The organism is Bacillus sp. 16GRE42 (assembly GCF_019837435.1).
GTDB classification, from domain to species: domain Bacteria; phylum Bacillota; class Bacilli; order Bacillales; family Bacillaceae_G; genus Bacillus_A; species Bacillus_A wiedmannii.
The window spans coordinates 175,298-200,220 of sequence record NZ_JADAXF010000002.1 but is presented as its reverse complement, the minus strand read 5'-3'; the positions used below and the strand labels follow the sequence as shown (position 1 = coordinate 200,220).

23 protein-coding genes, 1 pseudogene and 1 riboswitch are annotated in these 24,923 nt (G+C 34.7%); of the genes and pseudogenes, 16 read left to right on the top strand and 8 right to left on the bottom strand.

All coding sequences use genetic code 11. The features are described from left to right. Nucleotides 1-164: 164 nt before the first annotated feature. Together ILS93_RS28700 and ILS93_RS13270 are read right to left on the bottom strand one after the other, a co-directional pair. Nucleotides 165-544, bottom strand: a pseudogene (locus ILS93_RS28700) (collagen-like repeat preface domain-containing protein); the annotation flags it as partial. A gap of 243 nt (nucleotides 545-787) precedes the next feature. Further along, nucleotides 788-2,059, bottom strand: coding sequence for an ATP-binding protein (locus ILS93_RS13270; RefSeq protein ID WP_064476640.1), 1,272 nt, complete (start codon nucleotides 2,057-2,059; stop codon nucleotides 788-790). Between the two features lie 160 nt (nucleotides 2,060-2,219). Here ILS93_RS13270 and ILS93_RS13265 point away from each other — a divergent pair, with 160 nt between their 5' ends. Then, nucleotides 2,220-3,065, top strand: a complete 846-nt coding sequence (locus ILS93_RS13265) for a DUF72 domain-containing protein (protein WP_064476639.1) — start codon at nucleotides 2,220-2,222, stop codon at nucleotides 3,063-3,065. A gap of 290 nt (nucleotides 3,066-3,355) precedes the next feature. Here the strand turns inward: ILS93_RS13265 and ILS93_RS13260 are convergent, their stop codons facing one another. The 4 genes from ILS93_RS13260 to deoD all read right to left on the bottom strand — a co-directional run bounded on the left by ILS93_RS13260 (nucleotide 3,356) and on the right by deoD (nucleotide 6,988). Further along, the gene (locus ILS93_RS13260) at nucleotides 3,356-3,550 is read right to left on the bottom strand and encodes a DUF3924 domain-containing protein (protein WP_001094858.1); all 195 of its coding nucleotides are present in this window, start codon (nucleotides 3,548-3,550) and stop codon (nucleotides 3,356-3,358) included. Between the two features lie 124 nt (nucleotides 3,551-3,674). After that, nucleotides 3,675-4,205: a tyrosine-type recombinase/integrase gene (locus tag ILS93_RS13255; RefSeq protein WP_000806236.1), complete on the bottom strand. Its 531-nt coding sequence runs from the start codon at nucleotides 4,203-4,205 to the stop codon at nucleotides 3,675-3,677. A gap of 107 nt (nucleotides 4,206-4,312) precedes the next feature. Then, nucleotides 4,313-6,124, bottom strand: a complete 1,812-nt coding sequence (locus ILS93_RS13250) for a sensor histidine kinase (RefSeq protein ID WP_088048394.1) — start codon at nucleotides 6,122-6,124, stop codon at nucleotides 4,313-4,315. A gap of 156 nt (nucleotides 6,125-6,280) precedes the next feature. Then, complete coding sequence (gene deoD, locus ILS93_RS13245) at nucleotides 6,281-6,988, bottom strand: purine-nucleoside phosphorylase (protein WP_000110707.1); 708 nt, start codon at nucleotides 6,986-6,988, stop codon at nucleotides 6,281-6,283. Nucleotides 6,989-7,163: 175 nt separating this feature from the next. On the opposite strand from deoD, the gene ILS93_RS13240 reads away from it, so the two are divergent. Further along, nucleotides 7,164-7,952: a hypothetical protein gene (locus ILS93_RS13240; RefSeq protein WP_222660668.1), complete on the top strand. Its 789-nt coding sequence runs from the start codon at nucleotides 7,164-7,166 to the stop codon at nucleotides 7,950-7,952. Nucleotides 7,953-7,956: 4 nt separating this feature from the next. On the opposite strand, the gene mprF is transcribed toward ILS93_RS13240, so the two are convergent. After that, complete coding sequence (gene mprF / locus ILS93_RS13235; protein ID WP_064476636.1) at nucleotides 7,957-10,542, bottom strand: bifunctional lysylphosphatidylglycerol flippase/synthetase MprF; 2,586 nt, start codon at nucleotides 10,540-10,542, stop codon at nucleotides 7,957-7,959. A 186-nt stretch (nucleotides 10,543-10,728) separates the two neighbouring features. Here mprF and ILS93_RS13230 point away from each other — a divergent pair, with 186 nt between their 5' ends. The 14 genes from ILS93_RS13230 (at nucleotide 10,729) to ILS93_RS13165 (ending at nucleotide 23,791) form a co-directional block, all read left to right on the top strand. Beyond that, complete coding sequence (locus tag ILS93_RS13230) at nucleotides 10,729-11,118, top strand: hypothetical protein (RefSeq protein WP_064476635.1); 390 nt, start codon at nucleotides 10,729-10,731, stop codon at nucleotides 11,116-11,118. A 22-nt stretch (nucleotides 11,119-11,140) separates the two neighbouring features. Beyond that, nucleotides 11,141-11,632 carry a YpuI family protein gene (locus ILS93_RS13225; RefSeq protein WP_016133998.1) on the top strand — a complete coding sequence of 164 codons (492 nt, stop codon included), beginning with the start codon at nucleotides 11,141-11,143 and terminating at the stop codon, nucleotides 11,630-11,632. 105 nt (nucleotides 11,633-11,737) lie between these two features. Further along, nucleotides 11,738-12,652, top strand: coding sequence for a superoxide dismutase (locus ILS93_RS13220; RefSeq protein ID WP_000082674.1), 915 nt, complete (start codon nucleotides 11,738-11,740; stop codon nucleotides 12,650-12,652). A 129-nt stretch (nucleotides 12,653-12,781) separates the two neighbouring features. Further along, nucleotides 12,782-13,906, top strand: a complete 1,125-nt coding sequence (gene dacB, locus ILS93_RS13215; protein WP_064476633.1) for a D-alanyl-D-alanine carboxypeptidase DacB — start codon at nucleotides 12,782-12,784, stop codon at nucleotides 13,904-13,906. Continuing rightward, complete coding sequence (gene spmA / locus ILS93_RS13210) at nucleotides 13,899-14,495, top strand: spore maturation protein SpmA (protein WP_000247805.1); 597 nt, start codon at nucleotides 13,899-13,901, stop codon at nucleotides 14,493-14,495. The genes dacB and spmA overlap by 8 nt, the downstream gene beginning before the upstream one ends. Beyond that, a complete protein-coding gene (spmB, locus tag ILS93_RS13205; protein WP_222660666.1) occupies nucleotides 14,492-15,022 on the top strand; it encodes a spore maturation protein SpmB in 531 nt (176 codons plus the stop codon). Before spmA ends, spmB begins: the two co-directional genes overlap by 4 nt. A gap of 292 nt (nucleotides 15,023-15,314) precedes the next feature. Then, nucleotides 15,315-16,043 carry a 23S rRNA pseudouridine(2605) synthase RluB gene (gene rluB, locus ILS93_RS13200; RefSeq protein ID WP_064476632.1) on the top strand — a complete coding sequence of 243 codons (729 nt, stop codon included), beginning with the start codon at nucleotides 15,315-15,317 and terminating at the stop codon, nucleotides 16,041-16,043. Nucleotides 16,044-16,137: 94 nt separating this feature from the next. Next, nucleotides 16,138-16,659 carry a thiol-disulfide oxidoreductase ResA gene (gene resA / locus ILS93_RS13195; RefSeq protein WP_064476631.1) on the top strand — a complete coding sequence of 174 codons (522 nt, stop codon included), beginning with the start codon at nucleotides 16,138-16,140 and terminating at the stop codon, nucleotides 16,657-16,659. Nucleotides 16,660-16,780: 121 nt separating this feature from the next. Next, entirely contained in the window at nucleotides 16,781-18,406 is a 1,626-nt protein-coding gene (resB, locus tag ILS93_RS13190; protein WP_088048396.1) for a cytochrome c biogenesis protein ResB, read from the top strand. 14 nt (nucleotides 18,407-18,420) lie between these two features. Beyond that, entirely contained in the window at nucleotides 18,421-19,578 is a 1,158-nt protein-coding gene (gene resC, locus ILS93_RS13185) for a cytochrome c biogenesis protein ResC (protein ID WP_088048397.1), read from the top strand. A 302-nt stretch (nucleotides 19,579-19,880) separates the two neighbouring features. Next, entirely contained in the window at nucleotides 19,881-20,597 is a 717-nt protein-coding gene (resD, locus tag ILS93_RS13180; protein ID WP_000426862.1) for a DNA-binding response regulator ResD, read from the top strand. Further along, nucleotides 20,597-22,372, top strand: a complete 1,776-nt coding sequence (gene resE, locus ILS93_RS13175; RefSeq protein WP_088048398.1) for a sensor histidine kinase ResE — start codon at nucleotides 20,597-20,599, stop codon at nucleotides 22,370-22,372. The genes resD and resE overlap by 1 nt, the downstream gene beginning before the upstream one ends. A gap of 137 nt (nucleotides 22,373-22,509) precedes the next feature. Beyond that, complete coding sequence (locus ILS93_RS13170) at nucleotides 22,510-23,091, top strand: cob(I)yrinic acid a,c-diamide adenosyltransferase (protein ID WP_088048535.1); 582 nt, start codon at nucleotides 22,510-22,512, stop codon at nucleotides 23,089-23,091. Between the two features lie 85 nt (nucleotides 23,092-23,176). Next, nucleotides 23,177-23,791: a peptidoglycan DD-metalloendopeptidase family protein gene (locus tag ILS93_RS13165; protein ID WP_088048399.1), complete on the top strand. Its 615-nt coding sequence runs from the start codon at nucleotides 23,177-23,179 to the stop codon at nucleotides 23,789-23,791. A gap of 31 nt (nucleotides 23,792-23,822) precedes the next feature. Here ILS93_RS13165 and ILS93_RS13160 read toward each other — a convergent pair whose 3' ends face one another. After that, on the bottom strand, nucleotides 23,823-24,509 hold the full coding sequence (locus ILS93_RS13160) for a hypothetical protein (protein WP_000711800.1): 687 nt from the start codon (nucleotides 24,507-24,509) through the stop codon (nucleotides 23,823-23,825). 245 nt (nucleotides 24,510-24,754) lie between these two features. Continuing rightward, nucleotides 24,755-24,894, top strand: a riboswitch (FMN riboswitch). Nucleotides 24,895-24,923: the final 29 nt, after the last annotated feature.

The window sequence follows — 24,923 nt, the reverse complement described above, 5'->3', positions numbered from 1 at the left end:
CCTTGAGCACCAGTAGCACCTTGAGCGCCGGCTGGACCTTGAGCACCAGTAGCACCTTGAGGTCCAGTAGCTCCTGTTGCTCCTCCTCCAAGGCAACCTGATCCGTATTGAACTAGGATAGTTTGAATCTCTGTTATGAGTTTAACTAATTTGTCGATCGTACAACAATCTACTTTGAATAACTTAGCGATATACAATAAATAATTAAGCAGGCTTTGTAGTTCAACGTACAATGCTCCGCATGAGAAAGGGTTGTTCTTAAAATAGTTAATAGATTAGCAATAATAGAATTTCCAATTTGTTTTTGTGCTGGAGATAAATCTAAGCAATTGAGGAATTTTTGTAAGTTATTTAGGGCAGCGATTAAGTTATCGATATTATTTTGAGAAGGGTTTTGAAAGACAGCTTGAATAGCTTGGCCAAGAGCTTGAAGAAGTCTAACGAATTCTGTAAGTTCGGACTTAGAAATGTTAATATGACTACAAGCTCTGACTTCGCAACAATCATTCCCATAAAATACTTTTCCTTTATTTTTATTGTTCATCTTTTCATTCCTTTCTTTCATAGAATCAATAGTCATTACTATATATTAAAATGAAGTTCATACTAAATTCGTGATGGACAAACTACCATTTCTAAAAAAATAAGTAATTGGCCCATCTAGCAAAAATAAGTAAGATATAGAGAAGGGTTTATATAATGTAAAGAAGAAACGTGCAACAGAAAAAACTGCATGCCAATTGTTGGGAGTGTTTAACAATTGGCATGCAGTTTGTGGCTTGGTCCTTTATTTGCATTGATTTAATTTTTCAAGGGCTGTTTTAGGTAAGATTGGAATTGAAATAGTGAAAGTTGTACCATCTTCAGTACTAGTCATTTTTAATGTACCGTTATGATTTTGAATGATTTTCTTCGTTACGGACAAGCCAAGCCCTGTACCTGAATCTTTTGTTGAGAAGAATGGATCAAAGATGTATTCTTGAATGGCTGGAGGAATACCAATCCCATTATCAGTGAAAGTAATACGAACAAAATTATCTAGGCGATAACTAGTAATTTGGATAGAAAGTTTTTTTTCACCTTGGGCATCGAAAGCGTTCTGAAATAGGTTTAAAAAAACTTGCACAAGTTCGTGACGATCAATATGGACCAATACATCATCTAATTCGGTAGAAAAATTATAATCAATTGAAATGTTATGTAAAAATACTTCACTAGCTAGTAACTGTTGAATATACTCACGTAAAAATGTATTAATAGGAAACGGTTCTCTTGTAAATTCGCGTGTTTTTGAAATAGATAAAAATTTTGTAATAATACTATTTGCACGATCTAATTCAGGAATAAGTAAGTTTTTAAATAGTTCTTTATTAGATGGAGAAACAGTTTCTTGTAAAAATTGTAAATAACCTCGTACGGTTGTAAGAGGATTACGTACTTCATGTGCAATACCGGCTGCGATTCGTCCTGCTAACGAAAATTTTTCTGCATCACGTTCTGTGTTTAAATAATGAAAGACACTAATAACTCTAAAAATCTCTCCGTTATAATCACGAATAATTCGGTTATTTAAAATGCCATAGTTTTTGTCTAAAACTTCTTCATTATATATTTCTGTTCCCGTTCTTAATGTTTCAAGAGCTTTAATTTTTTCTTCTGGTAATTGTAGTAATTGTTGAATTGGCTTTCCGATTATATCATTTCGTACTACACCAAAATCATCTGCTGCAATTTGATTACATAATGTTATATTTCCTTTATTATCAACAAAGGTTACATGATGTGAAAAAGCATCAAAAATATGAACAAAGTATGTTTCAAGTTGTTTAAATAAAAATAATGAATCGCAAGTAAGTTGAAAATCAGCCTCTCTATTCTCTTTTTGTATGTTTTGAATGGAATGAGTCGTTCTCGTTTTCTTTATTTGTAAACCAATATGTGGATTTTTGTATGTGAAATGATGTGGTAATTGATTCACAAGTTCTTCATAAAAACGTACTTTATTTTCTAATTCTTCTATTCGTTTTTCATGAGATACAATATCATCGTTTGGAAGCATAAATAAATAACCCCTCAATTTAAAAATTCTTCCATCTAGTATATCATATTTTTATACGGATACTCTTAAAGAAGGGGCTACTTAATGAAATTGATTAGTCGAAGTGTTCAGGAAGTGAGTAGAATGAATAGAAGGTGAAGTGAAAAAGGGAGGGATATATTTGCTTTTCATTGGAGTGACAGGGTGGGGAGATCATGATTCTTTATATATAGATCCCTATGAAAATAGAAATAAATTACGAACATATAGTGAGCATTTTCCTATTGTGGAAGTAGATAGTTCATTTTATGCGATGCAACCTGCACGAAACTATACAAAATGGGCAATGGAGACACCGAAAGGTTTTTCTTTTGTCGTAAAAGCATATCAAGGGATGACCGGACATATGAAAGGTGAAATCCCTTTTTCTACGTTCGACGAGATGTTTGATGTGTACAAACAATCTATTCTGCCTTTAATAGAAGCTGATAAATTAAAAATGATTTTATTTCAATATCCACCATGGTTTGATTGTAAAAAGAAAAATGTGGATTTTCTTCGATATACGAAAGAAAAAATGGAAGGTTTACCGTGTGCTATAGAATTTCGGAACCAAACATGGTTTTATCCGGAAATGAGAGATAAGACGCTACAGTTTTTGGAACAAGAGAAATGGATTCATACCATTTGTGATGAGCCACAGGCCGGGACAGGTTCGGTACCGCTCGTATTAGAAGTAACGAATGCAGAGATGGTGTTAATACGTTTTCATGGTCGAAATGTTCATGGCTGGCTTGATAAAGGAGAAAATTGGAGAGCGGTTCGTTGCTTATATCGCTACAACAATAAAGAATTAGAAGAATGGGTAGAAAGACTAGAGCAATTAAAAAAGAAGACAAAGGACATATATGTACTATTTAACAATAATTCGGGCGGAGATGCAGCGGATAATGCGAAACAACTTATGAAAATGATGGACATTACATATGGTGAGCCGAAGCCCGAGCAATTAAATTTGTTTGAATGATAATAAACAAGAAAGGCACTGTACAAACAGGGGGAATGTACAGTGCCTTTCTATATGAAAAAGAGGGGTAACAATGTTACTGAGCGTTTGGTTGATTCATCAATTGTTGGCTTCGTAATAAATGATAATGGTTATCATTATCAATGTCAATAGTTTTCCGAAAAATAAATAAAAAACTTTTTATGAGACATTAAAAGTAGATAGATTTCTAAAAAAGTGTGGCTGATGCAAAGAAGTTTTTCGGGGTATCCAGTAAACCATTGATAAAGTATCAAAAAAAAGAACAGCAATTAATGCTGTTCTTTTCCAGTGATGAATTGTTGTAAATCAAAAGGAGTTATCGCTTGGATAAACTCTTTTGAGATAAGTGTTTGAACAAGAGTACTCTCAGAAATGGAAGCACCTGTTTTCTTTTCATAAGCTTGTTTTAATAAATCAAGTTTTTCAGCCGTTTCTTTCGGTAATTCAATTGTTAATGTGTTCATAATTTCTCCCCCTTACTATTAGAGTACCACTACAATATAGGAGAGACAAGACAAGAAAAGAGAATGTGAAACATAAAAAAGGTTACCATTTATAAATGGTAACCTTTTTTATGTATAAGAGTTATTAAGCAATACCGATATACTTTAAAGTTTTTGATGGAGTACTATGATCAAAGAAGTGTTGTAAAAATGCGATATCAACACCTGATTTGTATGCACAATATCCCCAAGTTTTTCGAAGTGTATGTGAGCTAATCCCTTCTAATCCAACTTCTTTTGCAGCTTTGTTTAAAATGTACCATGCATGTTGTCTCGTAATAGATTTCGTTCCTTTTTGAGACTTTAATAATGGTTCATTACGTTTCCAAGTTTTACGTTCTTTCATGTAGTCTTCGATCGCGTGCTGTAAGTCTTCATTTACAGCAAACCATTTATGTTTTTTTACTTTTTCATTGTAAAATAAAATGGAATGGCGAACATTTTCATTTTCATCAATTACATCACTAACTTTTAATTGTAAGATTTCACTTACTTTTAAGCCAGAATTTACAGCTAATACGAATAATAAGCCATCACGTTTCGAAGATTGTAAAAGTATATTTTTGATAGTTTCTAATTGTTTTTCATTTTGAATAGGTTGTCCTGCTTGTTTCATTTCACGCACTCTCCTCTTTTATGTGTGTAAAGGAAAGGATTAACTTGTTTCTTACTATAAAGGGAGAGTGTGAATTTCATGTGAACTCCTAGTGAAATTAAGACAAATTATTTGACTTCTTTTACTTTTTGTAAATTAAAGTAGAATACAACACTATTAGTCGTGTTATATACACCGTACTCGGCATGGTGGAGGTCTAAAATGTTTTTTACAATAGATAACCCGAGACCGGTACCTCCAGTATGACGGCTACGAGATGCATCTAAACGGTAGAAACGATCCCAAATTTTTTCAAGACTTTCTTCAGGGATAGGGTTTCCTGTGTTTTCGATTTCGACTTTTACTGTATCTTCCATTGCTATAACGGAGACTTGTATTTTTTCTCCATCTGGCGTATAGCGAATTGCATTGCTAAGTAAGTTCACAACTACTTGCTCAATACGACTACGATTCGCTTTAACAACTATCGAAGAGTCTACATCTATGTTCACTTGTAAATGCTTTTCCTCCATGCTAAATAATAACTTTGTATAGACTTGTTGAATTAATTCACCGATTGAGAATGTCGTCATATCTAGTTTGTACGTACCTGATTCTAATTTTGCTAATTCTAACATTTCAACAATAAGTCTGTTCATGTTTTCGGTTTCTTCTAAAATAACATCTGTGTAATATGTCGTATCTTTACTAACGCCATCTTTAATTCCTTCTGCGAAACTTCTAATTACACTGAGTGGTGTTTTTAATTCATGTGATACACCAGAAATGAATTCTTTTCGCGTTTTTTCCAATTGACGTTCACGTTCAATATCTTGTTGCAATTTTGTATTGGCAACATTTAATCGATCGATTCGGTCTTTTAAGTTTACAGATAACGTATTAATACTGCCGGAAAGCCCACCAATTTCATCGTCTGCTGTTACAGGTAATTTCTCACTAAAATCAAAATTGGCCATTTTCTTTGTAACGCGATTCATTTTAATTAATGGTTTCACAATGATTTTTGAATAGTAGAAGGATAATAAAATAATTACGAGAAAAACGATGATTAAGGCATAGACATAATAATCCTTTAAAACGAGCATTGCTTCATTAACAGGTTGCAAAGACGCTATGGCAAAAGCGTATTCTGTAATTTTTCCATTTTCCACAATAGGTTTTACAAAGATACTATTTTTTATATTTTCTCCACCATCTATTATATAAGTGTTTAATTGGTGCGAGTTAGCAGTGCCATTTCTAATAATGTCTGCAAAATATTGAACGGCTTGTAATGTTTCAAAATCATTTGCAAGACGAACCTCGGCTTTTGATGGAAGCTGTAATTTAGATACAATACCAGTAAACTCAATTTGAGTCACAGTTTTGGAGCGGTTTGTAAGTCTATTTTTAGAAGAGTTGCCATTAATGGATTGAAAATCTGAATTGAAACGTTCGTTTTGCCATCGATTATAATTTGTTGTCAATTCTAGTGGTGTTATTGTTTTCCCTCGTACCAAACCGACGACGTTTATCATGCCATCTTTTTTCAATCCTAAGTTTTCGAATTTCTTATATTCTTCAGGCGTTAAAAGATTATTGAGTGGAATGAAATATGTTTCATTATTTTTAGGATTAATTACATCAATGTAGTAATTGTTGTCACTTTTAATAATGCCCTCAGAATTTAAAAATTGCATATCAGCATTTGTTTTATCATGAAATTCTTGTTTTAGTTTTCTAACTTCCTCAGGGTCTTTTTCGCTTTTTTCATAATTAGCTACGAATTTTTCAAAAGCAGTTTGAACTGTTTTTACTTTTTTATTAATATAAAATTTCTCTAAAAATAGAGATTGTCCTAAGAAAAAAAGGAGGAATATGATTGTAAATAATGTTGATGTTAATAAAAATAGTTTAAAGACGATACTTCTGTTTTTCACTGCGTCACCTCTTGTGAGAAATACTGTAAATGATTTCTTTATTATAACAAACGTTACAAAAAAGTAGAGGAGAAAATCTGTCTCTTCCGAAAGTAGTTTTTAGTAAAAAGTCACATAAAAAGAACTCGACAGACGTATGACGAGTTCTTTAATGTATTATTGTTGAATTGCTGCATCTAAAGCGATTTCAATCATTTCGTTAAATGTAGTTTGACGCTCTTCAGATGTTGTTTCTTCACCAGTGAAAATGTGATCGCTTACTGTTAATACAGATAACGCATTTACACCGTATTTCGCCGCTAATGTATAAAGAGCAGTTGTTTCCATTTCTACTGCTAGTACACCATAATCTCCAAGTTTTTTAACCATGTCCATGCTTTCGCGGTAAAATACATCTGCTGTTAAAACATTACCAACACGAACGTGTAAGCCTTTTTCAGTTCCAGCATCGTAAGCTTTCTTTAAAAGGTCAAAGTTTGCAGCTGGTGCAAAATCAAAACCTGGGAATGTTAAACGGTTCATATTAGAATCCGTACAAGCTGTCATTGCAATAATAACGTCACGTACTTTTACGTCTTTTTGAATCGCACCGCAAGTTCCAACGCGAATTAAATTTTTAACTCCGTAGCTTTGGATTAATTCGTTTACATAAATAGAAATAGAAGGAACACCCATACCTGTACCTTGAACAGATACGCGTTTTCCTTTATAAGTTCCAGTGAAACCTAACATACCACGCACGTTATTATAGCAAGTAACGTCCTCTAGAAATGTTTCAGCGATATATTTTGCACGTAATGGATCACCAGGTAATAGAATAGATTCAGCAATTTCGCCTTGTTTTGCTTCAATATGTACACTCATGAAAAGTCCTCCTTATAATGTATCGATAGAAATCAATATCATTTGCATTATACACTATCAATCCTTTCAATTAAAATCTTTTAATTATTTGTAATATGTGCAAAGCAGGAGGATTTCATAAATCATAATCTAGAATATATATGTAAGAAGTTTTGTATGAACAGAGACAATAAAAATGGTAGGTGATGTTTTGAAAAATCTTGTCATTGGACTTGTTGCTTTGCTATTTATTGTAGTAGGAGGATTTTACATAAAAAAGTATCAGGAAACTACAGAGACTGTAGGTGATGTTCAGGAAGTAAAATGGGATGTGTCAAATGGAAAAGGAAATGAGAAAGTAGATATTTTGTTTCAATTACTAAATAATAAAAATAACGAAGTTCGTGGTGTGAATGATCAAATTCGGGCAGTTATTGTAGACGGACAATTAAAGCATGTACAACAAATGAAACCTACATTTGCAGGAAATGGATCCTATAAGGTATTTTCCAAAATAGCGAAAGATGAAGGGTATACAATATTTTTATATGAAGACAAAAATAAATCTGTGAAATCATTTGCGAAGAAAGATTTTGGGAGAGAAATAGAGGAGAAAAATAAGAAAAAAGTAAAGTTTCCAATCGATAGTGTACTTACAAAAAAAATAGGGGAGTATGAAGTTTCTCTTTTATTTGGTGCATTGCATCCGAATGAACCAGCGACGTTAACATTTCAATTCCAAGCGAAAAAGGGTGACAAATTGAAATTACATTCAGAGAGAGGAGAAGTAGAGGCGCTCTATATCGTGGACGAAACGAGAGAAAACTTTTTATACGCAATACCTGTTGATACAGATGAGCAATTACAATATCGTATTACATTTCCTATAGAAGGAACGTATAAAATATGGGGAGATTTCTATATAAATGGTAAGAAATATGAAAAAGAATTTATTGTACAAGTTCAAAAACGAAAAAACAGCTAAATGTTTAGCTGTTTTTTCGTTTTCCTATTAATTTTGTTACAGAGAGCATTGTAATTGGTAAAGAGTGATTCTTTCTAAATGCTAAATATTTACCGCTCCATGCTGGTTTATATTTTTCTTTAAAATGACGTAGCCCGCTGAAACTATACGTATAACGAACATTATTAAAGATGGCAGCAGCAACTCGTTCAGACCAGAAAGATTGTGTCGATAAACCTACATTTGAAAGTGGGGCCATACCAATATTAAAGGAGTGGTATTCATTTTCTTTTGCCCACTGGAATAGGTGGATGAAAATTGCATCCATAATGCCGCTAGGCGCATCTGGATAATAGCGCATTAAATCAACAGACAATGATCCGTCTTGATATACGGGCATAAAGGTCGTGAATGCAATGATTTTTCCATCCGCATCACATAATGTAGCGATAGGAGCACGGCTAATATATTCACGATCAAAATATCCGAGGGAAAAACCTTTCTCTTTTTTTCCGCCGAGCCACGCATCTGAAACTTTTCTTAATTCTTCAAATAATTCGTTTGAGAACGGTGGCTGGTGAATAGAGAATGTATAGCCTTCTCTTTCAAAACGGTTGAAAGTTGCTCGCATACCGGCGCGTTTTTTTCCTGTTATTGTAAATGTGTTCAAATCAACGACAGCTTCTTCACCAAGTTTAAAGAAGTTATAACCAAAATCATGATATAAACTCATCCATTTACTTTCTATTTGGTAGAATACACAAATGTATCCAAATCGATCAGCTTCAGCTAAAAACTCTTGTAACACAGTACGGTAGGAGGAAGGAGCCCCAATTGGATCACCTAGCACAACGAGACGTTTTCCAGTTATAGAGAAGAGAAGGAGCGCTTTCCCATCACTACTGAAGAAGAATTGTTTATCTCCTAAAAATCCTAAATGACTAAGTACATTACCATCATGTTCATCTAAAAAGTTTTGCAATCTTTTATCATTAGCTGGTTGCCCGGGAAATTCATTTCGATAACGATTGGCAATGAGTGAACCAATCAGTAAAAATGTAGGAACGAAAAAGGCAGCTGCTAATGCACTTCGTTTCACTTGCGTAATATTACGAACGACAAAATCAGGTTTAAAAGCTTCTTTTGCACCTGCAAATAAAATACCTAAGTTTTTATATAAATATAAAGTGATGAGTAAGAATATAAAAACTTTTACCATATCAGAAAGTGAGACTTCCATTTTCTCGCGTACAAATCTTTTACGAAGCATATATAATACAGCGAGTACGATTAATAAAATAAACGTCTCTTCAATATCAATCCCTTTTAGCGTATTAAAGATGGCTGCTCCGATTAAAGAAATAATCGTCATATAGTAAGAACGTTTTGTTCCATAATATATGCCTCGTGAAAGGATTAGGAGGAGAATACCAAATGTTAGTGATAAGCTAAAAGAAAATTGAATAAGATGTTTTGGAGCTAGAATATGTAAGGCGTGTGCTCTGTTTATACTTGTCGGTAGAATGGTCGATAAAATAACCATTAATCCAGCAAATACTGTTAAAGCAGCAGAGGCCCATGAACCTAGTTTTCCTAGAAAATCACGCTGCAAAGTCCATATAACACCAGTTGTTTCTAATGCAGGCGCAATAAAAGGTTTATCTTCAAACTTTTTAATGGCCACGCCTGTCATTTCAAAAGCTGCAAAAATAAGACCAAGGCAGAAAGGTAAAATGTAATAGACGAGGCGATATAATAACATGGCAGGTAGTAATACGCCTGTATCAATGCCATATTGTCCGAGCCCAGTTAAAAAGACAAGATCAAATGAACCAAGTCCACCAGGAACAAGACTAACAACACCAGCTAAAGCAGCAATTACATACACACCTAAAAACTTTTGAAATTCGATATCGATACCAAATAATATTAGTATGACGTACATAACAATACCGGCAGATACCCACTCAACTAATGAAACTAATGAGTATAAAACAGTTGGATTTTTCTCTTCTTCCCCCTCTTCTTGCTCTTCGGTTTGCTTTGATTTTCTATTTTTTAGTTTAGAAAAGCCAATGTATATAGGGACGAAAAGGGCGAAGAAAATAAGAACAGGCCATAGCCACGGTTTTTCATGCAAAATAAAACTTGTGTCTAATATTCCAATAAGACCGAGGAAAGAAAGAATTGCGAGTCCGTTAATAAAAGCGGTTGTCATCCAGGCAATACTTTTAATAAGTTTGCCATTTTCTTTTATGTATGGACGATAAAGCATTGTGCGTACACCAGCTCCAACGAGACCACCAAACCCAATAAATCCATTTAAAGTATTAGCAATCCATGAGATACGAAAAATCTTTTGGACTGGTATATCAGCTTTTAAATAACGAAGCATAACATAGTCATAAAAAAACATTGTTGATACGGCAAATGCACCCAGTGTAATTGCTAAAAAAACTCCTCCGGTTGGAATGTTTTTAATTGTATTGATTGCTTCTAAAAAAGAAATGCCTGCTAATTCTTTTTTTGCTTGAAAGAATACAATTGTTAATACAACAAATGGGAAGATAATTTTCCCGATTTGTAAGAAACGTTTCCATGAAAACGACATAAATACAACTCTCCTTGTATAAGAAAACTGAGACAATAATATTATTATGACAAACTTCAAGAAAAATAAAAAGGTAAATTCCTGTATAGGGAAGCTATTTTTTATATGGGTTATATTTAAAAGAGTATTTCGTTTGTCAGAAAATTAAGTTAAAATGAATTGAAAGAAGGAAGAGAGGGGAAGTAGATGATTATAATAGGTTATGCGGGATATGAGTTAGAGAAAGCGAAACCTAATACATCAGAAGATTTCTTTAATAGATCTGAAGTGACATATATATTAAATAATAAAGAAAGAACTTTTTCCGTTTTATACGTTCGATATTTTGAAGAAATTTTACAAGAAATTACTCCTTTTGAAGGAAATCCAGTATGTAAAGTAGAAGAACAAGACATATATTTACGAGATATTGTAGCGATATGTTGTTTATTGAAAGAGAATGAGCATCGCATGCAAAAACGTTTATATTTAAATAATATAGAAGCATTCCAACAATATTTTGATGAGGGAACAGTGGTGAAAGTACAAGAAATATTGGCTGAATTACATAAAAATAAAAGAGTAGAAATAGCGTGAAATGGCAAAGGAGAGGGAAAAAATGTCTAATCTGATGGTTGAAAATCAAACAGAACAAGTTTCTATGTTTTTAGAAGATGTTATTACTTTGATAACCAATTATGTAAATTATCATACGTTGCCTTCTTTATTAGAAGAAACACCAGCAGGGAACGAGCAATATTATAAAGGGTTATTAGCATCAATGAGACGTCTTCTCGTTTTTTGTGAAGAAGGACATGATGCATGTTTTGTTTTGTTAAATAGCCAGCCATTTCGAAAAACAGCAGCTGAGAAAATTTTATATAAAATTTATCATCAAGTAATTGCAGAGTTTTTCTCACCAAAGAGTGATCATTGGTATGAAAATAGTCGGTCTGCCTATACAGGGAAAAACTCCATCGTTTTTCAACAAACGCCACCAGCATCTATAGAGCAAGTGATGAAGAGTTTAGAAGGTAAATTTCAATTGATGCGAGAAGAACTAGAATATTATGAGACGGATTACCAAACAAAGATGTTACACAAATATTAATTGCGAAAAAGAAGCTAAGGGGACTTAGCTTCTTTTCCTTTTGTAAAGTTATATAAGGGATTTCCTTTGAATATATTTATGGGGATAGCATTAAGGAGGTGTAACATGAGTCAGCAAGGTGTATTTACAGATTACTTTCATGAAGTAGAAAGCTGGTGTGAAAGTGTTCTTCACGTATTGGATAGCCGTGCAATGGAAGTGTATGATGTCCATATGCTTGCTTATAAAATTCAAACGTTATTAGATCGTATGAAAGAGCATGAGTATGATACAGATGCAGAGTTTATGTATGAAATAAGTGATGATGTAGAACATATTCAGCATCATTTGCAGGAAGTATTCGTGCAGGGAGAAGAGGAATATGAACTATATGAAAGAGGGGATAGTGAACGAGCTGTTCCAATTGGAGGGCATACACTTCCACCATTACCTTATCCGTATAATGCGTTAGAACCGTATATTTCTAGAGAAATTATGATGTTACACCATGATAAACATCATCGCAGTTACGTGGAAGGATTAAATAAGGCAGAGAAGATGATGGAAGAAGCGAGAAAAACAAATCAATTTGATTTAATTAAGCATTGGGAAAGAGAAGCGGCTTTTCATGGATCAGGTCATTACTTACACACGATATTTTGGAATAACATGAAAAAAGATGGTGGCGGAAGTCCAAGAGGGGCTCTTTCACAACAGATTGAACAAGATTTTGGGAGTTTTTTACGTTTTCAAAAACATTTCACAGAAGCAGCTTCTAAAGTGGAAGGATCAGGCTGGGCGCTTCTCGTTTGGGTACCACGATCTGGAAGATTAGAAATTTTGCAGAGTACACTTCATCAATTATTTACACAATGGGATACGATACCGCTCCTCGTACTAGACGTGTGGGAACATGCGTATTATTTACAATACCAAAATCGAAAAGATGAATATATTAAAAACTGGTGGAATGTTGTAAATTGGCCTGATGTAGAAAAAAGATTTGAAAGTGCGAAACAAATTGAATGGACACCGTATTAGACGCAGGTTCTCTGCGTCTTTTTTATTAGAAAGAGAAAGAGAAAGAGAAAGAGAAAGAGATTTCGTTCATATTTTAAAAGGCCAAGCATACACTTGTACAAAAAGTGCCAAAAGGACGTGGGGGGAAATATGAGACGAATTTGTGTAATAATCACGCTTCTTATTATGTACGCAAGCGTTATGCCAATTCCTACATATGCAAAGATGAACAGTAATGTCAGTGCTCGAAATGCTGTATTAATGGAGCAACAGTCCGGTCGTGTATTATACGGAAAAGCAGAACATGAGCCACAAAAAATTGCTAGTATAACAAAAATTATGACAGCCTTGTTAGCTGCTGAATCAGGAAAAATGAAAGAAATGGTATCGGTTAGTAATGAAGCGGTGAGAGTAGAAGGATCAGCAATTTATTTAAAGCCTGGACAGAAAGTAAAGTTAGAGGATTTAGTATATGGACTCATGCTTAGATCTGGTAATGATGCAGCGCAAGTAATTGCTGAAAATGTAGGAGGAAGTATAGAAGGATTCGTATATTTAATGAATGAAAAGGCGAAACAAATTGGAATGAAAGATACTCACTTTTCAAACCCACATGGTTTGGATGGAGATGGATCCCATTATTCATCAGCCTATGATATGGCACTTTTAACGAAGTATGCAATGGGGAACGAAACCTTTAAGAAGATTTTTGGGACGAAAACGTATAAATCAGATTCGTGGGATTATCCGTGGAAAAACAAACATAAACTCGTGACGTCTTATTATGAATTTGCGACAGGAGGAAAAACAGGTTTTACGAAGAAAGCAGGGCGGACACTTGTTACAACAGCATCAAAAGATGGACTAGATCTAATTGTCGTAACTTTGAGCGCTTCTAGCGATTGGGATGATCATATGAATTTATTTGATAAAGGTTTTGAACGTTTCAAGCAAACGAACGTTGTAGGACAAGGAGCTCTTGCTGAAATAACAGAAAAGAAATATGCCAATCATGTTTATATGAAAAATAGTTTTGCGGTGCCTTTAACTGAGCAAGAAAGAAAGAATGTCATATTAAAAGTTGAACTCGATAAAAGTGCAAAACTTAAGGATGGAGTAAAAGTTGGAAAGACAGAAATTTATGTTGGCAACGAGAAAGTTGGAGAACGGAATTTATTTTATAGTAAACGAAAGTTAGTAGCTACGACGGGAATGTATTGGAATAATGTGAAAGAAATTTTTTCTCATATGATAGGTGTTGGGAGCGATGGTTAATCTCGTATGGGTAGCGATGGCAGTCATAGGGATTGTATATGCCATGATAAATGGGACGATGGAAGCAATAAATAAAGCCGTATTTGACGGAGCCAAAGACGCAGTAACAATTTGTATAGGACTTATTAGTGTATTGGTATTTTGGCTCGGTTTAATGAAAATTGCAGAGGAAGCAGGGTTGTTAAAAAAGTTAGTGGCACTTTTTATGCCGATAGTAAAAAGGTTGTTTCCAGAAATACCGAAAGATCATCCGTCAATGGGATTTATTTTATCGAATATGATGGCGAACTTTTTTGGGCTAGGTAATGCAGCAACCCCTCTTGGTATTAAAGCGATGGAACAATTGAAAGAGTTAAATGGAGGAAAGGATTCGGCGAGCCGTTCTATGGTGACGTTTCTCGCGTTAAATACATCAGCGATTACTTTAATTCCTACTACTGTCATTTCGATTCGAATGACGTATGAATCAGCGAATCCTACTGAAATTGTTGGGGTAACATTCATTGCACAAGTACTCTCTATGATCGGAGCGATTTGGATTGACCGCTATTTTTACCGAAGAAGGAGTAGGAAGGGGCGGAAAAAATGAGTATTGTAAATACAATTTCATTATGGGTAATCCCTTGTGTAATTGGTTTTATCCTTTTATATGGCACGATAAAGAAAGTACCAACCTATGAATCGTTCGTTGAGGGAGGAAAAGAAGGAATTCAAATTGCAATCTCCATTTTACCGTTTATGGTTGGAATGCTCGTATCTATTTCTATATTTCGAGCTTCAGGTGCATTAGATGCAATGATATCAGTAATGAAGCCGATGTTAGATTTAATTCATGTCCCAGCAGAAATTGTTCCACTAGCACTTATACGCCCTATTTCAGGATCTGCTGGTTTAAGTATTACGACCGATTTAATTGCCACATATGGGCCAGACTCGTTTATTGGAAGATTGGCTTCTACGATGCAAGGGAGTACGGATACGACTTTTTATATTTTAACAGTATACTTCGGAGCTGTTGGAATTAGAAGAATGGGAGATGCATTAAAAGTAGGACTTTTTGCCGATTTAATCGGGATTATTTGTTCAATTGTGTTTGTTTCTTTAATGTTTAAGTAAGGCGGCTATTCATTTTTTATGCTATTTCGCTTATAATACGTATACGACCACTATTAAGGTGTTGCTTAATAGTGGTTTTTTTATGCGGTATTTTTGACAAAATGATGAACTTTTATTGTGAGCAATATGAAGAATATGGACAATAATAAAAGGTAAAAACATGATTTGCCCTTTATATGTTTATTATCATCGCTATGTTGTTTAAGTAAGATGAAGCGAAAAGCCGTCAAGCGTATGCGGTTGCCAAGTCTTTCTAATGTAAGGTAAGATAAATTCGAGGTGAAAAAAAGAAATGGAACGATTACAAAAAGTGATTGCGCAAGCAGGTATTGCATCGAGAAGAAAGGCTGAGGAATTAATTCAGCAAGGAAAAGTAAAAGTGAATGGAAAAATAGTGAAGGAGTTAGGAACGAAAGTAACTCCTCAAGATAAAGTAGAAGTAAATAACATCCCTCTTGAAAAAGAAGAACCTGTTTATTTTTTACTATATAAACCAACTGGCGTAATTTCAAGTGTATCAGATGATAAAGGAAGAAGTGTTGTAACAGACTTTTTCCCTGAAATTAGACAACGTTTATTCCCAATCGGACGCTTAGATTATGATACGTCTGGCGTATTATTGATGACAAATGATGGGGAATTTGCAAATGTATTAATGCATCCGAGATATAAAGTTGAAAAAACATATGTTGCAAAAATTAAAGGGCCATTAACAGGTGAGAAAATTCGCATGTTAGAACGAGGTGTTGCATTAGAAGATGGGAAAACAGCACCAGCACAAGTGAAAATTATTTCTTGGGACAAGCGTAAAGAGACTGCGATTGTACAATTAACGATTCATGAAGGACGTAATCGTCAAGTACGCCGCATGTTTGAAGCGTTAGATTGTAAAGTAGTGAAACTAAAGCGTGAACGCTACGCCTTTTTAGAAGTGGGTAACTTGCGACCTGGTGATGCGAGAGAATTGTCACCACATGAGGTGAAACAATTACGTGCATTGGCTTCTACAAAGCCGCGCTAATCGATAGTGTGAAACTTTCACCAGTGGAATGCTCCGCTGGTGATTTATTAAAAAATACATATATTTATCACTCGTCGAAGAGAGGGGAGACAATATGAAAAAAAATCGCTTATTATTTCGCGTTATTATTCTGCTCATTTTAAGCGGTGCTGTAGGATTTACACTTTATCAAGGATTTTTTGCTGATAAAGAGAAAATGCAAATTGGAAAAGAAGCACCTAACTTTGTTGTGACAGATTTAGAAGGAAAGAAAATTGAACTGAAAGATTTAAAGGGAAAAGGTGTATTTTTAAACTTTTGGGGCACTTGGTGTAAACCGTGTGAGAAAGAAATGCCTTATATGAACGAATTATATCCAAAGTATAAAGAAAAAGGCGTTGAAATCATTGCGTTAGATGCAGATGAAACAGATATTGCTGTTAAGAACTTTGTGAAACAATATGATTTGAAATTCCCAGTTGCTATTGATAAAGGAACAAAAATCATAGGCACATATGGGGTAGGACCATTACCGACAAGCTTTTTGATTGATAAAGATGGAATAGTAGTCGAACAAATTATAGGTGAACAAACGAAAGAACAGTTAGAAGAATATTTAAAGAAAATTACTCCGTAATAAAGAAAGCCTTTACATATGAGGTGCATACTTATAGTGCCTCTGATTTAAAAATTCTGAGTATTGCGGTAACTTGAGGTTAGAATATACAATAGTACATATAGATATAGGGGCGGTGAGAGTGTTGAAAGAAATTAAGTGTGAATGTGGACATGTTAATCCAATAGGAACTGTTTTTTGTGAAGCATGTGGGAAACCATTTGAAAGTAATGAAAATATAAAACTATTGGATATGCGCTATGAGGGGAGTGCTCGAAGATCTCTCACACAAACAAAAACGATAGTCGATAAAATTTGGAGCTTTTTCTCTTCTGTAAAAGTGGGTGTCTGGCTCATTGTAATCACTTTAGCTGCATCAGCGATAGGAACTATTTTTCCGCAAGAAATGTACATAACTCCAGGGATTGCACCAGCTGAGTATTATAAGCAAGAATATGGGTTTTTAGGGCAATTATACTATCAATTAGGATTTAATAATTTATACGGTTCGTGGTGGTATATGATTTTAATTGCTTCAATAGGTATTTCACTGGTGATATGTAGCTTAGACCGTGTTATACCACTTTATAAAGCTTTAAAGAAGCAAGGGGTGAAAAGACACCCTAGCTTTTTAAAGAGACAAAGATTATACGGGACTGGTACACCACAAGATGGTGACTTGGAAAGAGTGCAAAAGAATTTAAAGAAAGCAAACTATAATGTGAAAGTGGAAGACGGTAACATTTTAGCTGAAAAGGGACGGTTTTCACGCTGGGGTCCATATGTGAATCATATCGGTCTCATTATCTTTTTATTCGGTGCAATGCTCCGTTTTTTACCGAGTATGTACGTAGACGAAGCGCTTTGGTTACGTGATGGTGAAACGAAAGAAATACCAGGAACGGATGGTCAATACTATTTAAAAAACGAGAAATTTATAAAGGAAGTTTATGATAAAAGTAAGGACAAGGAAGTTTTTGATGAAGCAATTGACCGTGTAGGTGATAAAATGATTGCGAAAAACTTCCAAACGAATGCTGTATTATATAAAGCGGTCGGCGAAAATATAGCAGGACAAAAACCGAAATTAGAAAAAGTAAAAGAAGCGGAAATTCGAGTGAATGAACCGCTGAAATTTGATCAATTTGCTGTATATCAAGTGGATTACAAAGAAAGTGAATTTAAAAGCATGTCATTCCATTTGCAAAACAAAGAAAATAATCAAAAGTGGGGACCGATTAAAGTAGATTTAACGAATCCTACAGAAAAATTTGATTTAGGAAATGGTTATTCTTTAGAACTATTAAGCTATTTCCCTGATTTTTATTTTGACGAGAATGGAAGACCAAATACGAAAACGAAATTACCAAACAACCCTGCATTTGTGTTTAAAATGTTTACGCCTGAAACACCAGATGGTGAAGTGAGTTTTGTTGGTATTCAGCAAAATATAGAACCAGATGGGAATAACAAATATAAAATGTCCTTTGCAGGTGTTGAAATGCAAAATGCAACAGCACTTACTGTAAGGAAAGATTTAACGCTTTGGATTCTCGGTATTGGAGGATTTATATTTATGGTTGGTGTCATTCAAGGGATGTATTGGAATCATCGCCGTATTTGGATACAACGCGTTAATGATGAATGGTGGATTGCAGGACATACGAATAAAAATTGGTTCGGTTTAAAGAAAGATATTGAAAGAGTACTAGAAGGTACAGCAATTCCACAGCCAAGCGATAAAGTAGTGGATAAAAAAATTAGTTAAGGTGGGGAAACGATATGGTGCAAATAAGTAGTAACTTTCTCTTTACCGCATTTATTTTATATTTAATTGCAACTCTATTTTTCGGGGGAGCAATTAAAGAAAAAGGTCATAAATGGGCAAATATAGGAATAACGATTACAATTTTAGGGTTTATTGCACAAATAGTATATTTTGTTACGAGATGGATTGCATCAGGACATGCACCAGTTAGTAACTTTTTTGAGTTCGGTACGTTTTTCGGCATGATGCTTGTCGGAGCATTTATTGTCATGTATTTTATGTATCGCGTAAGTATAATCGGACTCTTTGCATTACCAGTTGCGCTTTTATTAATTGCCTATGCAAGTATGTTTCCGAGGGAAATATCTCCGCTTATTCCTTCTTTGAAAAGTAATTGGTTACATATTCACGTGACGACTGCAGCAGCAGGACAAGCAATTTTAGCAATTAGTTTTATTACGGGTGTTATGTATTTATTGAAAAATGTAGATCAATCAACGAGAAGTAAACGTACATTTTGGTTAGAAACGGTAGTGTTCACACTTGTTTGTACAGTTGGTTTTATTGCAGTGACAACGGTATTTTCTAGTATGAAATATGAAGCGAAGTTTCAATGGATTGATAAAAATGAACAACAAGTGGAAATGAAGTACAATCTTCCGGCTTTAGTAGGACCGCACGAAGGAAAGTTATTGACAGAAAATAAATTAGAACCGACAGTTGAAGTTCCAGCGATTGTAAATGCGAAAAAATTAAATACTGTTATTTGGTCAGTGTTAGTTGGGACATTACTTTATATTGTATTAAGACTTGTTTTACGCAAACGAGTATCGGCAGCACTTCAGCCGTTAGTAAAGAATACAAATAGTGATTTACTGGATGAAATCGGATATCGTTCTATTGCAATTGGATTCCCAGTTTTCACATTAGGTGCATTAATTTTCGCCATGATTTGGGCACAAATAGCGTGGACGCGTTTTTGGGGCTGGGATCCAAAAGAGGTTTGGGCGCTTATTACTTGGCTCTTTTATGCGGCGGTATTACATTTACGCTTATCAAAAGGGTGGCACGGAGAGAAGTCAGCGTGGTTAGCGGTAATTGGTTTTGCAATCATTATGTTTAACTTTATTGTAGTAAACTTAATTATCGCGGGTTTACATTCATACGCATAGAGAAATAAAATAGGAGAGTGAATGTCACTTTCCTATTTTATTTTTGTCAACTTTTCTTCTTTTTTGAGAAAAACATGACAAAGTAGCGGTTGATTTTGTAAAATGATGTCGAGGACATTATGTACTGTTCAAAAAAAATACATAGTTTTGGAAAAAAAATGAACAAACTTTATTATTCTTGTGAAGCATAATATGGGAAGTGAAACATTTAGAAGATTGCTTAAATAAACGAGAATAGCGCAACATACTAGTGTAGAAGGGTAGGTGTAAACCGTTGTGGTAAAAGTACGCAACGGGTAGAAATGGAAAATGAATCAAGAATTTTAATTGTAGACGATGAGGATCGTATTCGTCGTTTGTTGAAAATGTATTTAGAAAGAGAACAATACACAATTGAAGAAGCGGACAATGGTGATACAGCTTTAGAAATGGCGTTACAAAATGATTACGATTTGATCCTATTAGATCTTATGATGCCAGGTAAAGATGGTATTGAAGTGTGTAAAGGGGTTCGTGAGAAGAAAGCGACGCCAATTATTATGTTGACGGCAAAAGGTGAAGAAGTAAACCGAGTACAAGGGTTTGAGGTAGGAACTGATGATTATATTGTGAAACCATTTAGCCCACGTGAAGTAGTGCTTCGTGTGAAAGCGGTCTTACGCCGTTCTGTACCAACAACGTTCTTTACACAAGATACAACGACAAAAGATGTTACTGTGTTCCCTCATTTAACAATTGATAATGATGCACACCGTGTTACAGCAGATGGTAATGAAGTAAACTTAACACCGAAAGAGTACGAATTACTATTATTCTTAGCGAAAGCGCCTGATAAGGTATTTGATCGTGAGCAATTGTTAAAAGAAGTATGGCAATATGAATTCTTTGGAGATTTACGTACAGTTGATACGCATGTAAAGCGTTTACGTGAGAAGTTAAGCAAAAAATCACCAGATGCTGCGAAGATGATTGTTACCGTTTGGGGCGTAGGTTACAAGTTTGAGGTTGTGAACGACTGATGCTTTGGAGAAGTGTAGTAGGGAAGTTATGGATGACCATATTACTTCTCGTTTCGTTTGTGCTTGGATTTGTTGCGATTTTACTTTCACAGTTTTTTAGAACATATTATGTTGATATGAGTGAAGCTAGGCTTCAAAAAGTTGCAACAAGTGTTTCAGAGTTAATTGAAGAAGGTGCCGATGTAAAAACGATTGAGAATATCGCGTACAAATTCTCTGATCCACTTTCAAGGATCATTATTGTAGAAGATGGTAAAGAAATATCTTCTTCGCCGAAACAAGAAGGATTAGTCACTCTTACAATGGATGATTTGAAAGAAGATAAAGAATTAGCGGCTGTTTTTATAGACAAAAAAGAAATTAAGAATAACATTAGAAAAGCCTCTAATAGTAGAAAGAATAAAAACACTGAAAATGATATTATGATTGTCGGAAAACCAATGCATTCAAAAAATCAAAGTGCAGTGTTCGTATACGAATCTTTACAAGTACCGATACAAGGTATGGAGAGAACGACTGATTTTATATTCTTATCAGCAGGGATAGCGATTATATTAACAACGTTCTTTGCATTCTTCTTATCTACTCGAATTACAGCACCACTCCGTAAAATGCGTGAGGTTGCCTTTGAGGTCGCGCGTGGGAAGTTTGATGCGAAGGCTCCTATGGTATCTCAGGACGAGATTGGTGAGCTTGCAACGGCCTTAAATCAAATGGGGAAACAGTTGAAGTTTAATATGAATGCCCTGCAGCAAGAAAAAGAACAGTTAGCTAGTATTTTAAGTAGTATGGCAGATGGGGTTATTACGTTAAATCAAGAAGGTGAAGTCGTTGTAATTAATCCGCCGGCTGAACATTTCTTACAAGTTTGGCAAGAGGAAAAGGAAGTCGAGCTCAGTAAAAAACTACCTTCTGAACTTGTTGAACTATTCCATCTCGTTGTAGAAAGCGAACAACAACAAGTGGTTGAAATTAATTTACAAAAAGGGAACTATGTAGTTCTTATGACTCCGCTGTACAACCAAACGAAAATTCGCGGTGCTGTAGCTGTATTACGTGATATGACGGAAGAACGCCGTCTTGAGAAGATGCGTCAAGACTTTATTGCGAACGTATCACATGAACTTCGTACACCGATGGTAATGCTTCAAGGGTATAGTGAAGCGATTTTAGATGATATTGTGCAAACGAAAGAAGAAATTAATGAGTTTGTTCAAATCATTTATGATGAATCCGTTCGTTTAGGTAAACTTGTAAATGAATTATTAGATTTAGCGCGTATGGAAAGTGGTAATGTAGAGTTACATATAGGTGAAGTTGATATTCATCCTTTCGTTGAAAAAATAGGTCGTAAATTCCAAGGGATTGCAAAGGACAAAGAAGTCGCATTAACGGTTGATTTCCAAAATCCAATTGAGCAATACCCGTTTGATGCAGATCGTATGGAACAAGTATTGACGAATTTAATTGATAACGCAATTCGTCATACGAATGCAGGCGGACATGTAACGCTTGTAATCGATACGAAAAATAATGGTCTTACTTTTGAAGTACAAGATTCGGGCGCTGGCATTCCAGAAGAAGATATTCCATTTTTATTTGATCGTTTCTACAAAGCTGATAAAGCAAGAACACGTGGGAAAAAAGGTGGAACAGGGCTCGGGCTTGCGATTGCAAAAAACATTGTGCAAGGCCATGATGGTAAAATTGCTGTTTCAAGTGTTGTTGGAGAGGGAACTACATTCTCTGTATATTTACCGAATCGTATAATTTAGATATACGTTTTTAAAGTTGATAATGAATAAAGTTCTACTGTTTTTTATTTTTTTGTAAAATCAATTAAATAAATAATAGTAGAACTTTTTTTCTATCTCAGTCGAATGAAGAATAATAAGAGGGGTGTCGTGAAGTGATGAAATTATACACGAAAACAGGAGATAAAGGGACAACAAGTGTAATAGGCGGTAGAGTGGATAAAGATAATATGCGAGTTGAAGCATATGGCACGATAGATGAGGCGAATTCTCATATTGGATATGCAATGACTAAGCTACAAGGCGGGCCTTTTGGAGATATTTACAATGAACTTGAAAATATTCAACATGAACTATTTGATTGCGGGGGAGACTTGGCGATAGTAGAGGGGAAAATACCTTATAAAGTAACGATCAAAATGGTTGAAAGCTTAGAAAGAAGGATTGATTCGTATATAGAAGAAGCACCGCCGTTAGAGCGTTTTATTTTACCGGGTGGAAGCGAGTCGGCAGCTGCTATTCATATTGCACGTACAGTTGTAAGGCGAGCAGAACGATGTGTAGTGTCCTTGCAAAAAGAAGGGGAAATAAATGAAGTTGTTCTAAAGTATGTAAATAGATTATCTGATTATTTGTTTGCGGTAGCTAGAGTAATAAACGCTCGATTACAAGTAAAAGATGTGGAGTATAATCGCAGTGCAATCGTTTTTTGTGATAAAAATGAGAAGGAAGTGGAGTGATTCACTTTCTTTTTTTGTATACTTTTTTCTGTAATATACCAAAATAAGAGAAGGTATGGTGTTAATTAGAAAACGGAGGATGTATATGAAAGTGTTAAAATATGGCGTCATGTTATTGATGGTATTGTTTTTATCTCAATTACATGTGTACGCAGAGGGAAATCAATGGACATGGCCTGTTGAAGGGCAGATAAGTGATTATTTTGGGACAAGGCATGGAAAACACTACGGTATAGATATAGCGGCACCGATTGGCACGCCTGTGGCAGCTATTCAAGAAGGTAAGGTAACAAAGTCTTATTATTCAAGTAGTTATGGAAACGTTGTATTTATTAAACATGGAGAATATGAGGCTGTGTATGCGCATTTAAATAAGAGATATGTAGTTCAAGGGGATTATATTTCAAAAGGAGAAATAATTGGAGAAGTAGGAAATACAGGAGAATCGAGAGGTGCACACTTACATTTAGAAGTTCATCAAGGAAGATGGACGATGGCGAAAAAGAATGCGATGAATCCATTGCTTGTTCTAAATGAACAGAGAAATGAAGTTGTTTCCTCATCCTTATATGTCGTCCAAAAAGGGGACACTTTAGTTAGTATTGCACGGAAATTTAGTATGTCAGTTAAGGAAGTTAAAGATAAAAATGGACTGCAGCAAGATTGGATTTATCCAAATCAACAATTATACGTAAAGTAAAAAAAAGAGCTAGTTAAACTAGCTCTTTTTTTTACCAAAAAATAAAGACACATATAAATCCAGAAATAGCTAAGTAGCTATATAAGTAAAATACTTTCGTTCTTGTTTTTTCGTTCGTTCGAAATAGTACAATAGTCGGTTCAATTAAACCGATTGTCAAACAAAGTAAACCAAGAAGCATACAACCGATTGAAATGGAGTACAGGGCGATTTGTGGCGCTTGAAATGGAATCATCCATTTTAATAAAAATGCAATAAGTGCAGTGTAGCAAATGCTGCCGATGTATTTATTCAACGGTGCATTAGAACGGAACCCTGGAAGTTTTTTCAAGAAAGAACGGGAAACAACTTCAGTTTGTAAAGATGTGTGCTCTTCAATTATTTTTTGAGCTTCTTTTCCTTTTTGGAAAAGGGATAATATCCAGTTTCGCTCACCTTGAAAAATAAATTGAGAAGTTGTCAAATAATGATCCACCTTCACTTTATTCCAACTCTTCCACGGGTGACGCTCACACAGTTTTAATTTACTCTCTGTTTTTTTATCATACTGATAAATACTGATGCCATCTTCATCGAAAGCAGCATAGTATGTCTCGCTTGAGAATGTGCCTAAATCAATTGGACAGTAGAAAAGTAATTCTTTTTTTAAGTAAAAGTATTCTTTTCTTAAGTTTTTTTTCATTGCTTCTCGAATAGAGTGTCTCTTTTCTTTTTTCATGACATTTCCTCCATAATCCAGAAAATGTTCTTATCTTAACAATTCAACATCTTATCACTTTTCATTATATATGACTAGGGGATTCATAGGGGAAATGCCGAATACTAAAAAATCTGGGGTGTATTGTAAAATATAGTGATTGGTTTTGATTATATAAAATTAATAACTTATTTTTAATAAGTTACACTTTTTTTGTTCACAATACGATTATGTTGTTGTATAATAAAGTGGAAAATAGAATATCGGTCTATCTTCGGGGCAGGGTGAAAATCCCGACCGGCGGTGATGAACAGTATGTAATTTTGTTCTAAGCCCGCGAGCCGTTAAGGCAGGATTTGGTGTGATTCCAAAGCCGACAGTATAGTCTGGATGGGAGAAGATGGAGGTTCAAGCGTTCAAAAAAGATATGGATTT

Coding starts and splice junctions, on each gene's coding strand:
- resA (WP_064476631.1), top strand. CDS start 16,138: ATGAAAAAAAATCGCTTATTATTTCGCGTTATTATTCTGCTCATTTTA.
- ILS93_RS13240 (WP_222660668.1), top strand. CDS start 7,164: ATGGTAGGTGATGTTTTGAAAAATCTTGTCATTGGACTTGTTGCTTTG.
- resE (WP_088048398.1), top strand. CDS start 20,597: ATGCTTTGGAGAAGTGTAGTAGGGAAGTTATGGATGACCATATTACTT.
- ILS93_RS13260 (WP_001094858.1), bottom strand. CDS start 3,550: ATGAACACATTAACAATTGAATTACCGAAAGAAACGGCTGAAAAACTT.
- ILS93_RS13225 (WP_016133998.1), top strand. CDS start 11,141: ATGTCTAATCTGATGGTTGAAAATCAAACAGAACAAGTTTCTATGTTT.
- rluB (WP_064476632.1), top strand. CDS start 15,315: ATGGAACGATTACAAAAAGTGATTGCGCAAGCAGGTATTGCATCGAGA.
- ILS93_RS13270 (WP_064476640.1), bottom strand. CDS start 2,059: ATGCTTCCAAACGATGATATTGTATCTCATGAAAAACGAATAGAAGAA.
- dacB (WP_064476633.1), top strand. CDS start 12,782: ATGAGACGAATTTGTGTAATAATCACGCTTCTTATTATGTACGCAAGC.
- mprF (WP_064476636.1), bottom strand. CDS start 10,542: ATGTCGTTTTCATGGAAACGTTTCTTACAAATCGGGAAAATTATCTTC.
- ILS93_RS13160 (WP_000711800.1), bottom strand. CDS start 24,509: ATGAAAAAAGAAAAGAGACACTCTATTCGAGAAGCAATGAAAAAAAAC.
- spmB (WP_222660666.1), top strand. CDS start 14,492: ATGAGTATTGTAAATACAATTTCATTATGGGTAATCCCTTGTGTAATT.
- ILS93_RS13230 (WP_064476635.1), top strand. CDS start 10,729: ATGATTATAATAGGTTATGCGGGATATGAGTTAGAGAAAGCGAAACCT.
- resC (WP_088048397.1), top strand. CDS start 18,421: ATGGTGCAAATAAGTAGTAACTTTCTCTTTACCGCATTTATTTTATAT.
- resD (WP_000426862.1), top strand. CDS start 19,881: ATGGAAAATGAATCAAGAATTTTAATTGTAGACGATGAGGATCGTATT.
- deoD (WP_000110707.1), bottom strand. CDS start 6,988: ATGAGTGTACATATTGAAGCAAAACAAGGCGAAATTGCTGAATCTATT.
- spmA (WP_000247805.1), top strand. CDS start 13,899: ATGGTTAATCTCGTATGGGTAGCGATGGCAGTCATAGGGATTGTATAT.
- ILS93_RS13170 (WP_088048535.1), top strand. CDS start 22,510: ATGAAATTATACACGAAAACAGGAGATAAAGGGACAACAAGTGTAATA.
- ILS93_RS13165 (WP_088048399.1), top strand. CDS start 23,177: ATGAAAGTGTTAAAATATGGCGTCATGTTATTGATGGTATTGTTTTTA.
- ILS93_RS13255 (WP_000806236.1), bottom strand. CDS start 4,205: ATGAAACAAGCAGGACAACCTATTCAAAATGAAAAACAATTAGAAACT.
- ILS93_RS13220 (WP_000082674.1), top strand. CDS start 11,738: ATGAGTCAGCAAGGTGTATTTACAGATTACTTTCATGAAGTAGAAAGC.